8 protein-coding genes are annotated in these 12,717 nt (G+C 65.4%); 2 read left to right on the top strand and 6 right to left on the bottom strand.

All coding sequences use genetic code 11. The features are described 5' to 3' along the window. Nucleotides 1-22: 22 nt before the first annotated feature. The 4 genes from QD208_RS02135 to QD208_RS02120 all read right to left on the bottom strand — a co-directional run bounded on the left by QD208_RS02135 (nt 23) and on the right by QD208_RS02120 (nt 5,047). Nucleotides 23-1,132: a pyridoxal-phosphate dependent enzyme gene (locus tag QD208_RS02135; RefSeq protein WP_225347167.1), complete on the bottom strand. Its 1,110-nt coding sequence runs from the start codon at nt 1,130-1,132 to the stop codon at nt 23-25. Nucleotides 1,133-1,135: 3 nt separating this feature from the next. Continuing rightward, nucleotides 1,136-2,596 carry an aminotransferase gene (locus tag QD208_RS02130; RefSeq protein WP_225347168.1) on the bottom strand — a complete coding sequence of 487 codons (1,461 nt, stop codon included), beginning with the start codon at nt 2,594-2,596 and terminating at the stop codon, nt 1,136-1,138. Between the two features lie 96 nt (nt 2,597-2,692). Next, nucleotides 2,693-4,246 (bottom strand): NAD-dependent succinate-semialdehyde dehydrogenase, encoded by a 1,554-nt coding sequence (locus QD208_RS02125; RefSeq protein ID WP_225347169.1) that lies wholly within the window; start codon nt 4,244-4,246, stop codon nt 2,693-2,695. A 252-nt stretch (nt 4,247-4,498) separates the two neighbouring features. After that, complete coding sequence (locus QD208_RS02120) at nt 4,499-5,047, bottom strand: hemerythrin domain-containing protein (RefSeq protein WP_043331576.1); 549 nt, start codon at nt 5,045-5,047, stop codon at nt 4,499-4,501. Nucleotides 5,048-5,359: 312 nt separating this feature from the next. Between QD208_RS02120 and QD208_RS02115 the strand changes: the two genes are divergently transcribed. Continuing rightward, nucleotides 5,360-6,727 (top strand): replication-associated recombination protein A, encoded by a 1,368-nt coding sequence (locus QD208_RS02115; protein ID WP_153636423.1) that lies wholly within the window; start codon nt 5,360-5,362, stop codon nt 6,725-6,727. A 131-nt stretch (nt 6,728-6,858) separates the two neighbouring features. Here the strand turns inward: QD208_RS02115 and lolA are convergent, their stop codons facing one another. Both lolA and QD208_RS02105 read right to left on the bottom strand, forming a co-directional pair. Then, on the bottom strand, nt 6,859-7,527 hold the full coding sequence (lolA, locus tag QD208_RS02110) for an outer membrane lipoprotein chaperone LolA (protein ID WP_054555615.1): 669 nt from the start codon (nt 7,525-7,527) through the stop codon (nt 6,859-6,861). A gap of 193 nt (nt 7,528-7,720) precedes the next feature. Then, nucleotides 7,721-11,809 carry a DNA translocase FtsK 4TM domain-containing protein gene (locus QD208_RS02105; protein WP_225347170.1) on the bottom strand — a complete coding sequence of 1,363 codons (4,089 nt, stop codon included), beginning with the start codon at nt 11,807-11,809 and terminating at the stop codon, nt 7,721-7,723. Nucleotides 11,810-11,979: 170 nt separating this feature from the next. Here QD208_RS02105 and aat point away from each other — a divergent pair, with 170 nt between their 5' ends. Beyond that, the gene (gene aat, locus QD208_RS02100; RefSeq protein ID WP_225347171.1) at nt 11,980-12,696 is read left to right on the top strand and encodes a leucyl/phenylalanyl-tRNA--protein transferase; all 717 of its coding nucleotides are present in this window, start codon (nt 11,980-11,982) and stop codon (nt 12,694-12,696) included. The last annotated feature ends 21 nt before the right edge of the window (nt 12,697-12,717 follow it).

Genomic DNA, 12,717 nt, shown 5'->3' with positions numbered 1-12,717 from the left:
CTGTGAGCCATGGGCGAAAAAATCACTGCTGAGCGTCCGCCAGCAGCGCTCTGGCCTGATCGAAGGTCTCCAGACTGACGCCATTGCCGCTGATGATCAGCGCGACACGCTGGCCGCGGATCGACTCGGCCAGCGCCGGGTCGGTCTCGCCCAGTCGCGAGGCCTCAAGCGCGGCAAGCCCGACCACGGCGGCGCCCTCGACCAGCAGCTTCTCCTCTTCCAGCAGCATCAGCATGGCGCGGGCGATGGCGCGCTCGCTGACCTGATGGTGTTCATCCATCACGCGGCGCACCAGCGGCAGCGTGGTGTGATTGCCAAGCCCGATGCCGCCGCCCAGCGAATCCGCGAGGCTGGCGACCTCTTGCACCTCCACCGGTGTGCCCGCCTGCAGGCTATGCCACATCGCGGCGCCTTCGGTGAGGCTGATGCCATGCACGCGGGTCTCGGGGCGAATCGCCTTGAGCGCCGCCCCGATACCGCCGAGCAGGCCGCCGCCGGACAGTCCGATCAGTACCTGATCGAGCTGCGGGCAATCTTCCATCAACTCAAGCCCGATGGTGCCCTGACCGGCCGCGATCAGCGGGTCATCGAAGGGCGGCACCGCCAGCATCCCCTCCTCCTCGACCAGCCGATTGACCTCGTGGAAGGCCTCGTCCTGACTGCGCCCGACCCGGCGCACCTCGACACTGCCACCAGTGGCACCGCCCAACTCACCCAGCGCCTCGATGGCACGCACCTTGTTGGCGGGCACCTGCTCGGAGAGACAGATGACCGCCCTGAGGCCACGGCGCATCGCGGCGTAGGCCAACGCGCGACCATGATTGCCGGTGGAGGCGGTGGTCACGCCGCGCTGGAGGCGCTCGTAGGCCTCCCCGGCGGCCTGCTCCGCCACGGCGGCCAGCAGATTGCTGGCCCCGCGCAGCTTGAAGGCGCCAGTGGGCTGGCGGGTCTCCAGCTTGAGCAGAATCTCGGCATCGAAGCGGCGCGACAGCGCCGGTGAAGGCACCAGCGCTGTGCGTTCGACACCCGTGGCCGTCGATGAATGAAACAGCCGCTGGCGCGCGGCATGGATATCGGCCAGCGCCAGCGGCGTTTCCCGTGTGCTCTTGAGCGGGGGTAAGGTCAATGCCATGGCCTACTGATCACCAGACGTGAGATCGCCATTGTCGACAAGCTCCTGATGCACCTTGTCCACGGCGCGACGCGCGCGGGCGACGATGTCATCGATTTCCTCAGGCGTGACCACCAGCGGCGGCGCGAAGCCGAGGATGTCGCCCTGCGGCATGGCGCGAGCGACCAGGCCTTCCTCGAGGGCTGCCGCGGAGATGCGCGGGCCGACCTTGAGCGCTGAGTCGAACGCCTTGCGCTGTGACGGCTGCGGCGAGAACTCCAGCGCCGCCAGCAGGCCGATGCCACGCACATTGCCGACGATGGGGTGATCGGCGAAAGCCTCCTGCATGGCGTTCTGCAGATAGGCGCCGGTATCGCGGGCGTTGTCGACCAGGCCCTCGCGACGGATGATCTCCAGGTTGGCGACACCGGCGGCGGCGCCCAGCGCATGGCCGGAGTAGGTCCAGCCATGGCCGATGGGGCCGAATTCGCCGGTGCCCTGCTCCAGCACCTTCCACACGCGGTCACCGACGATGACCCCGGACAGCGGCTGATAGGCGCTGGTCAGGCCCTTGGCGATGGTGACCAGGTCCGGCTTGATGCCGAAGTGCTGGTAGCCGAACTGGCTGCCGATGCGCCCGAAGCCGCACACCACCTCATCGCAGATCAACAGGATGTCGTGGCGCTTGAGCACGGTCTGGATGGCCTCCCAGTAGCCCTCCGGCGGCGGCACGATGCCACCGGTGCCCAGCACCGGTTCGCCGATGAAGGCGCCGACGGTCTCCGGCCCTTCGGCCTGGATCATCGCCTCGAGCTTCTCGGCGCACCAGGTGGAGAATTCGCGCTCGCTCATCTCGGCGCACTCGGCGGGACGACGATAATAGTCCGGCGCCTCGGTGTGCAGGATGCCCGGAATCGGCAGATCGAAGTGATCATGGAAGGCCGCCAGTCCGGTCAGCGAGCCTGAGGCGATGCCGGAGCCGTGATAGCCGCGCCAGCGCGAGATGACCTTCTTCTTCTCCGGCTTGCCGATCACGTTGTGGTAATAGCGCACCAGCTTGAGCTGGGTCTCGTTGGCATCACTGCCGGACATGCCGTAATAGACCTTGGACATGTCGGGGCCGGCCAGCTCGAGAATCTTCTCGGACAGCGCGATCTGCGGCTCATTCGAGTGGCCGACATAGGTGTGGTAGTAGCTGAGCTTGAGGGCCTGCTCGTGGATGGCATCAGCGACTTCCGTGCGCCCGTAACCGATGTTGACGCAGTAGAGGCCGGCGAAGCCATCGATCAGCTCACGCCCGTCACGCTCGCGGATGCGGATGCCTTCGCCACCGGTGATCACGCGGCCCGGTGCATCGCCCTGGGCGTAATCGCGCAGGTGGGTCGAGGCATGGAAGGTGACCTTGCGATCACGGCGAATCAGCTCATCGGTCGAGGTCGCGTCGTCGAAGCTGGCGGCCTGACTCAGGGTGTTATCGGTGCTCATGTGACTCTCCGAATGCTCAACTAGGGGCGATCGACCGGTGGTGCTCAATGGCCACCGGTCGCCATGATCGACATGTGACAGTGAAGGATGTCCGTCTCAACTTCCGGAGGCGCTTTCCAGTCCACCCAGACAGTAGTACTTGATATCGAGATATTCCTCGAGCCCCTGACGGCCACCTTCGCGACCCAGGCCAGATTGCTTGACGCCGCCGAAGGGAATCGGCGCGCCGGTCATCTTGACGGAATTGACGGAGACCATGCCGAAGCGCAGGCCACGCATCAGTTGCCAGATGCGGCGCACATCGTGGGTATAGACGTAGGCGGCGAGGCCGTATTCGGTGTCGTTGGCCATCGCGATCACCTCTTCCTCATCGTGCCAGGCGGTGATGCCGGCCACCGGCGAGAAGGTTTCCTCGCGCCAGACGCGCATGTCCGGCGTGATGTCGGCCAGCAGTACCGGCATGAAGAAGTTGGGGCCCGGCGCCATGCTCTGGTCGCCGTGGATCAGCCGCGCGCCACGCTCGACGGCGTCATCGACGATGGTCTGCGCCTTGGCGACGGCGTCGCGGTGGATCAGCGGGCCAAGGTCGATCCCCTTCACCTGACCATTGCCGACCTTGAGCTGCTTCATGATGCGTGCGAAGTGGCTCAGGAAGTCCTCGTAGAGGCTGTCGTGGACCAGGATACGGTCGGCCGCGAGGCAGTCCTGACCGGAGGTCTGGAACTTGGCATCGACGGCGGCGCGCGCAGCCTCCTCGGGGTCCATGTCCGGCCCGACGATGAAGGGGGCGTTGCCGCCCAGTTCCAGCGAGACACGCTTGACGCTGTCGGCGCACTGTTTCAGCAGCAGACGCCCGACCCGGGTGGAGCCGGTGAATGACAGCCCAGCGACGCGCGGGTCGTCACACAGCTGCCTGGAGACCTCGGAGGCCTCGCCGGTGATGACGCTGAAGACACCTGCGGGAATGCCGGCACGCTCGGCCAGCTCCGCCAGCGCCAGCGCCGAGAACGGCGTCTCGCCGGCCGGCTTGACCAGCACCGTGCAGCCCGCCGCCAGCGCGGCCGCGGCCTTGCGAGTGATCATCGCCAGCGGGAAGTTCCACGGCGTGATCAGCGCCGCGACACCGATAGGCTCACGCACGGTGCCCAGCGCGGCATTCGGGATATGGCTGGGAATGGTCTCGCCGAAGGCACGATTGCCCTCCTCGGCGAACCAGTGAACGAAGCTGGCGCCGTATTCCACCTCGCCACGCCCATCGTCCAGCGACTTGCCCTGCTCACGCGTCATCAGCATGGCCAGGTCTTCCTTGTGGGCGCGGATGAGGTCGTACCAGGCATCCAGCAGCTCGCCGCGCTGGTCGACGCGCAGCTTGCGCCATTCACTCTGGGCCGCATCGGCGGCGGCGATGGCGGTGTCGATCTGCGCCTCCTCGAGCCACGGCACCTGGCCGAGACGCTCGCCGGTGGCGGGGTCGAAGACCGCCTCCTCACGCCCGCCTTCGCCATGCACCCAGCAGCCATTCACGTAGGCGAGCTGGCGAAACAGGCGCGGGTCTTCCAGGGCAATGCCTTGGCTGGCGAACTGGGTGGGCTCGGACGTCGCTCCGTCCTGGGAAGTTGCCCACTGTCGTGCAAGAGATTGAGCACTCATCGCTTGTCTCCCGGGCCGCACGGCCGTCATCTGAGAAGGCGGAACACCGCCAAAGACAACGCCCACCGAAACGCGGCGGGCGTCATGTGATGACCTCAGTGTGGGGGAGATGGGACGTGGAGACTTTCGGAATACCCGCCAACGACTTGGCGTTCTTTCTGTTGTGGCGGGTAAAGTGCGGATTCTTTCTGTGTGGCGAGTTCCTGACTAGACGGTTATGGATCAGAGCGTCACTGATCGGACCGACGTGGCTCAGGCGGTCACGACATCACTCTCGGTCAGCTCGGCGTAGAGTTCCGGGTAGGCTTCCTGGAGGCGCTCAAGCTCGGTGCGCGCATGCGGGATGGCATCGGTCAGCTGCTGCCATTCCTCGTCACTGAGGTTGTCGCGCATCAGCGGGAACAGCTCCTGGCGCTCGGCACGCAGGTAGTCACGGTGTGCCTCCACATACTCGCGCAGGTCGGCATTGAACTGATCCATCGGGATGATCTGGTCCATCAGGATGCTGTCGAGATTGTCGGACAGCTTGTCCAGACGCTCGTGCAGGGTGCGATATTGCTGGATGAGGCGCTGACAGAGTGGCGCGGCGTCTTCGGAGCGTTCGCACAGCATCTGGGTGCATTGACGCTCCAGCGGAATGATGAAGCCCTGCATGTAATCGAGAATGTAATCCACCACCTCACGCATCATGCGAAAGTCGGGACGCTCACCACTGACGAGCGTCTTGTGGCGGTGCGAAAGCACGTGCAGCAGACGGGCCATGTTGGCGTGGTCCTGGCGCAGCTGAGTCACATTGGGCATGACTTCCTCCTCCTTACGGAACAGGTGGCCGATGCTGGCAGACAGCGCTGCCGCCTCGGGCATTGCTACCGAATGTAGCAATGTCGTCACCTAGAAGTGTAGGACACATCCCCCGAGCGCCAGTTAGACGTTGGGTGGGATTGCCTAAATGAGCGTGTCATGCTGTCAGGAAAACATGACAGTCTGGTGCAATGCCACGCGCGGCCTGAGGCCGCTGACTGACCGTGCCGCCCCTGCTGATTTGTACAGTCCTGCAGGATCGGCCATGATGAGCGCAATACTGCCCCACGCCTGCCGGAGCCAGACTCGCCGATGGATCTTTTTGCCGATACCGCCTCGAATTCCCATGCGCCACTGGCCTTCCGCATGCGTCCCCGCACCCTGGATGACTACATCGGACAGACAGCGTTGGTCGGGCCTGACATGCCGCTGCGCCAGATGGTGGCCTCCGGCGTGGTGCGCTCGATGATCCTGTGGGGGCCGCCGGGGGTCGGCAAGACGACGCTGGCCGAGATTCTCGCCAAGGGCTGTGATGCCCATCTGGAGCAGCTCTCGGCGGTGATGGCCGGCGTCAAGGACATCCGCGAGGTGGTGGAGCGCGCCAGACACTTCCAGGCCAGCGATCGCCAGACGGTGATGTTTCTCGATGAGATCCACCGCCTCAACAAGAGCCAGCAGGATGCCCTGTTGCCGCATGTGGAATCCGGCCTGCTGACGCTGATCGGCGCGACCACCGAGAACCCGTCCTTCGAGGTCAACTCGGCCCTGCTGTCACGGGCGCGGGTCTATGTGCTCAAGGCCCTGGAGACGGACGACCTGATCGAGGTACTGACGCGCGCCCTGCAGGATGAGGTCAACGGCCTCGGCAAGCGTCATATCGAAGCCAGCCGCGAGACGCTGACCCGCATCGCGCGCTCGGCCTCCGGCGATGCACGCCGCGCCCTCGGCCTGCTGGAGACTGCCTGTGACTTCGTGCGTCGTGAGCCAGACGCCCAGGGGGGAACGCGCGAGATACTCGAGGACAGCTCGCTGGAGGCCGTGCTGGGCCATCAGGCCTCCAGCTTCGACAAGCAGGGCGATGACTATTACGACCTGCTGTCGGCGATCCACAAGTCGATACGCTCCTCGCGGCCCGACGCGGCGCTGTTGTACATGGCGCGCTTCATGGATGGCGGCGGCGACCCGCTGGATGTCGTGCGGCGCCTGACGGCGATTGCCTCCGAAGATGTCGGCAACGCCGACCCACGCGCCCTGCCGCTGACCATCGCCGCCTGGGACGCCTATCTGCGCCTCGGTGACTACGAGGGCCAGCGCGCCATCGCCCATGCGGCGATCCACCTGGCCATCGCGCCCAAGAGCAATGCCATCGAGGTGGCCTGGAAGGAAGCCAAGGCCTTCGTGCGCCAGCAGCCCCACTTCGGGGTGCCGGTCTACCTGCGCAATGCCCCGACCACGCTGATGAAGGAGCTGGGCATGGGCGAAGGCTATCGCTATGCCCACAACGAGCCCAATGGCTATCCGGCCGGCCGCTCCCACGATGCCTGGCCAGAAGAGCTGCCGACCCAGCAGTTCTACCGCCCGACCCAGCATGGCGGTGAGAAGCGCTTCGCCGAGATTGAGCGCTGGCGCCGCGAGCAGGACGCCGCCGCAGACCGTGGCGAGACGCCCGGACAAAGCTGATCAGCGGCGAATCCTGCGCGCACATGGCTGCAGAGTCGCGACTGGCACAGACAAGAACGCCCGGACCAGAAGGTCCGGGCGTTCTTGTCTGGTCAAGCGTATTCAGGATTTGCGCTGCACCTTGGGCGTGATCACTGCTCGCGAATGACGTCGGCGCCTTGCGGGATCTGGAACACGAAACGACTATCCTGCAGCGACGGGTTGTACTGCACGTTGCTGAAGTCGATCGCCGTACGCTGGCCGGTGGAATCCGCCATCTGCAGCATGTCGAGCTGCTCGCTGTCGAAGGTCAGCTTGAGGCTTTCAAACAGCGTATCGGCCTGTTTGGGCGTCAGCGTGAAGGTCTCACGCGCGCCCTGCTGCTGACGCTTGACCGCATAGTTGGCGGTCAGCTCACTGGCACGACCGGACAGCAACAGCGCCGGCGTGTGGGTGACGCGCTCATCCAGCGGCTGCACGGTGACCTGCTCGAGGTCCGGGTCATGCAGATAGACTTCCTTGCCGTCCGACACCACTTCCTGACGGTACGGCGCATCGACGCTCCAGCGGAACTTGCCCGGGCGCGACAGCCACATCTTGCCCTTGGCTTCCTGCAGACGCTGACCGGAGGCATCGAGGATCTGCTGATCGAAGTCGGCTGCATAGGTCTTGAGCGGCTCCAGCAGGCGCGACAGGCGATCGCCTGCCGATTCCTCGGCGTGCGCTGGCAGAGCGGCCATGCCCAACATCAGCGCGGCGCCCAGCCCCTTGGCCAGACGAGCGGTCAACGAAGAAGCGAAAGAACGGGACAATGTCTTCATGAAACTCCTTGCGATGAGGAAGACCAGTGGCAAGCCTCGGCACCGAGGCCCTGCAGCTGACCATCATCATTTCAGCGATTCGGGATGATTGCTGCCAATATCCTGCTGGCAGTGATCTGTTATCTGATGTCTTTGACACGAAGGGGAGCAAAAAGCTCCCCTTCGTGTGTTTCAGCGACCAGGCCGGCGGCGGCTAGCCGCTGTGGTTGGGCGCGATCACTTCCCGCGAGCCATTGGTGCCCATCGCGGAGACGACGCCCGCCATCTCCATCGCCTCGACCAGACGCGCGGCGCGGTTGTACCCGATCTTGAAGCGACGCTGCACGGCAGAGATGGAGGCACGACGCGACTCGACCACATAGGCCACGGCCTCATCGTAGAGCGCATCCTGCTCGGCATCGCTGTCCTCGCCTTCAGCCTCGAGGCCGGCCAGCGCATCCGCCTGCACACCACCGGTGAGGATCTCCTCGATGTACTCCGGCGAGCCGCGACGCTTCCAGTCATCGACCACACGGTGAACCTCGTCATCATCGACGAAGGCACCATGAACGCGCGTCGGCATGCCGGCACCGGCCGGCAGGTAGAGCATGTCACCGTGACCCAGCAGGTCCTCGGCGCCGCCCTGATCGAGGATGGTGCGCGAGTCGATCTTGGAGGAGACCTGGAAGGCCATGCGCGTCGGGATGTTGGCCTTGATCAGGCCGGTCACCACGTCCACCGACGGACGCTGGGTGGCCAGAATCAGGTGAATCCCCGCGGCGCGCGCCTTCTGGGCCAGACGTGCGATCAACTCCTCGACCTTCTTGCCGACGATCATGAACATGTCGGCAAACTCGTCGATCACCACCACGATGTAGGGCAGCTTGGCGAGCACCGGCGGATGCTGGTGCATCTCCCAGGGCTGCGGCTCCCACAGCGGGTCAGCGATCTGGGCGCCATGTGCCTCGGCTTCATCGATCTTGGCATTGAAGCCGGCCAGGTTGCGCACGCCCATGGCGGCCATCAGCTTGTAGCGACGCTCCATCTCGGCGACACACCAGCGCAGGGCGTTGGCGGCCTCCTTCATGTCGGTCACCACCGGCGCCAGCAGATGCGGAATGCCGTCATAGACCGACAGCTCCAGCATCTTGGGGTCGACCATGATCATGCGCACTTCGTCCGGCGTGGCCTTGAGCAGCATCGAGATCAGCATCGAGTTGATGCCGACTGACTTGCCCGAACCGGTGGTACCGGCGACCAGCAGGTGTGGCATCTTGCCGAGGTTGGCCACGACAGGCGCGCCACCGATATCCTGCCCCAGCGCCAGGGTGACCGGAGATTCCGCCAGCTGATAGGCATCGGAATCGAACACTTCGCGCAGGCGAATCATGGCGCGGTTGGGGTTGGGGATCTCGATGCCGACCGTCGGACGGCCCGGAATCACCTCGACCACACGCACGCTCTTGACCAGCAGCGAACGCGCCAGGTCCGTCGACAGGTTGGAGATCTTGGACGCCTTGACGCCCGGCGCCGGCTGAATCTCGAAGCGTGTGATGACCGGCCCCGGCCAGACATCCGCCACCTCGGCCTTGACGCCATACTCGCGCAGACGCACCACCAGCAGCTCGGCCATCTGGTCGAGCTCTTCTTCGCTGTAGTTGGGCTTCTGGGCATCCGGCGGCGTCAGCAGACTCAGCTGCGGCAGGTCCCCTTCCGGCTCGTCCTCGTGATCGGCGCCTTCATGGCGCTGACTCTGCATGTGCTCCACGGTCCACAGGGTCGGGCCGGAGGGATCACTGGCAGCCGCCTGCGCATCTTCCGCCGTCGCCAGACGACCACCGCCCGGCACCATGCCGGACTCATCGCCGTCATAGGCCCAGGAAGGACGCTCGGCCGTTGCGGGGGTCGCTTCCGGCGTGGCTGTCGGCGCCTCGAAAGGCGGCACATGCTCGGCCTGAGGCGCCACGGAATCGGGCTCCGCTGGTGCGACCGGCTCGGCCGGTTGATGAGGCGCTGCAGGCTGACGCGGCTCAGGGGCATGCTGCGGCGGCGTGGCAGACGGGCTGCTCGGCGCCGCAGGCGCGTCTGCCTGTGTCGGCGCGTTGCCCGTCGGCTGCTCGAAGGCATCATCCCAGGAGACGACCGCCTTGCGAGCGGGAGTCTCGGAAGCGGCCGCCGCGACACCGGCCGCCATCACACCCGCACCGGCAGCCAGCCCTGCGGCCGTGGCGAATTGACCACCACTGCCGGGCAGGGGCGCATCATCGTCGTCCCTGGGCTCCGGCGGTTGATTGCGGCTATCCGGCGCGGCATCACTGCGCTCGCGCGCAAGTTGCGCGTCGCGCTCACGCTGTGCCTCTTTCTCAAGCTGCGCCTGCTGCTCGAGCTGTGCCTGCTTTTCGAGCTGCGCTTGTCGCTCTGCCGCTTGCTGCTCGGCTGCACGCTGCGCTTTCTGTTCAGCTTCGCGCTGCGCCTCCTGTTCTGCCAAGCGCTGCGCTTCCTGTTCAGCCAAGCGCTGCGCTTCCTGCTCGCGAGCCAGCTCTTGAGCCTGAGCTTGTGCCTGAGACGGAGCCTTGTGAGCTTCGGCCTCGCTCTGCGCCTGAGCGTCTTGCGCCGTGTCGTGTCGGGCGGTCTCATGACGAGCCGTGTCGTGACGAGCGGTCGGTGCAAAGGCTGAGGCGGCGTCCCAGGCAGCAGGGGCAGCCGTACTGTCGGAGGCTGATGCCGTATCTTCGGCGGCAGGGGCTGGCGTCGCCGCCTTGGGAGCCTGCGTGGTGACTGAGGCGTCAGCATGACGCTGGCGCTCGGCCTCAATGGCAGCGGCTTGCGGCAGACGGGAGCGCGTGACATCGGCATGCGCGACACGCGGCGCGGAGGCGGCCTCTGCCGCCACGGCGGTCTTCAGGGCCGCGGCCAGATCAACCCCTTCGATGCTGACATTGGCGCTCTGCACCGTCATGCGCTCGGTGTAGGCAGCGCCCGGCACCTTGGCGGAAGGCGTGGTTTCAGCGGTCTGCCACGGGATATCGGTGCTGCGGTCATCCGCGAAGTCATCGCGAGCGCTGATGGCCTCGTCGGTGCCGCCATCCAGAGACGGCTCGACACGGCGCTGGCCGCGCGGCTCGGCGGCGATGCCTTCTGCCTCCTGACGGCGACCAAGCAGAATCTCGTCGCTGTCCTCGTCCCACTCATCCTCACGGGCACGGCGGCCCGGCAGCAGACGCTGCCACCAGCTCAGTCTGGGGGCCGGGTCGCGATCCGAGTCATCCTCTTCACCGTCCTCGTGCGTCAGCGACTCTTCGGCGTAGGCTGCCTCGTCATCGTAGGCGTCCTGATCGTCGCGGCGACTGTTGAAGCGCTCGGCGAACCAGCCGGACACCCGCATGCAGCCATTGCCCAGCTCATCCATGACCGTCAGCCACGACATGCCGGTAAACAGCGTGAAGCCGCACAGGAAGCTGGCCATCGCGACCAGTACCGTGCCGCCCATGCCGATCAATGGCGTCAGTGCCCCGGCGATGCCCTTGCCGAGAATGCCGCCCGCGCCGTTGGTCAGCTGGCTGTCGGGGCTGTAGAACTGGATATCGCCGATGACGCAGGTCGCCATGATCAGCAGGAACAGGCCGCCAGCGCGCACCGCGATGGTCGTCGGGTCCCACACCAGCTCTGTACTGGGCTGACGCATCAGGCGCCAGGCACCGAAGCCCAGCATTGCCGGCCACCACAGGGCACTGCCGCCAAACAGCGAATACAGCACGTCTGACAGCCAGGCACCGATGCTGCCCATCCAGTTGCTGGGCGTGAGTTCAGGGCCGCTGTAGGACCAGCCGGGGTCCGTCGGCGCATAGCTGAACAGCGCCAGAAGCATGAAGACGCATAGGCTGAGCATGAGAATGACCACGCCTTCACGGCTGACGCCCTGCAGGGTGGTGGTCAGGCGTGACGGTGGTCGCGCTGCCTTCTCCGCACGCTGCTCGGCGCGGATGGCCTGGCGTTCGGCGCGTTCGGCCTGACGCTCGGCGCGGCGCTGGGCTGCAGGGCTCTCTTCCTGCACGCGCGGCTTGTTTCTGGCCTTGGCAGCAGGCTGGCCGCTGGCGTCCTTCCTCGCGGGCTTGCCCGAGACGCGCGGCGTCTTGCGTGCCGGGCTGGACTCAGTGGCCGAAGCACCGCGCAGACGCGCGAAGAAGCCCGGCGAGTCCGCTTTCTGACGGGCACGCTTCCTGGGTGTTGCTGCCGCACGGCGGCTACGGGTTTCAGGCTTGGCCTGTTCCCGACTTGTCTTTCTGGCACTCTTGGCAGTCAAGTCGCCATCCCCCTTGCACCTTGTGGGCGATTTTCCATGTACCTTCAGCCGGTTATCATAACCATTCGATGGCAGTGACGTCATAATTGCCGATTCACGTCTGCTCATGACGCCAAGGCGCCAGGAGCCCATTGCTCCGTGCATGTTCCCGAACCGACAAGAGGCTGCCCATGCTTCCCTGGCTTCCCCCTGCCCCTGTCCGCTTTCCGCATGCTTCCACCGCCCTGAGCGAGCCCGACGGCCTGCTGTGTGCAGGGGGCGAACTCAGTCCCGAGTGGCTGCTGGCGGCCTACCCCCGCGGCATATTTCCCTGGTTCAGTCCGGGTGACCCCATCCTGTGGTGGTCACCGGACCCACGCATGGTGCTCAAGCCAGAGGAAGTCCGTGTACGCCGCAGTCTGGCCAAGCGCCTGCGCAATGCAGGCCTGAGCTACAGTATCGACCGCGACTTTACCGGTGTGATCAATGCCTGTGCCAGCATTCCTCGCGATGGCCAGGCAGGCACGTGGATATTGCCAGAAATGCAGCGGGCCTACATCGCCCTGCATGCCATGGGACATGCCCACAGCGTTGAAGTCTGGCAGGGCGATTCTCTGGTGGGCGGCCTGTATGGCGTCGCCTGTGGACGCATCTTCTTCGGCGAGTCGATGTTCTCGCGCGTGCCCGATGCCTCGAAACTGGCGCTGGTGATCCTGTGCCAGGAATTGAAGGCACGGGATTTTCCGTTGATCGACTGTCAGATGCATACTCCGCACCTGGCAAGTCTTGGCGCCCGCAGCATCGCCCGCAGCGATTTCATCAGCTATCTTGACCAGTATGCCACTGGCCAAGGGCATGAGGGCAAGTGGTCACTGACATCCTGGCCCACGCAGCACGCCCGGGAATGATGGCCACGGCAATTCCAAGAG

The organism is Cobetia sp. 29-18-1 (genome assembly GCF_029846405.1).
GTDB classification, from domain to species: domain Bacteria; phylum Pseudomonadota; class Gammaproteobacteria; order Pseudomonadales; family Halomonadaceae; genus Cobetia; species Cobetia amphilecti.
Note: the sequence above shows the minus strand (reverse complement) of the source record. Positions and strands in the feature narration are given on the sequence as shown.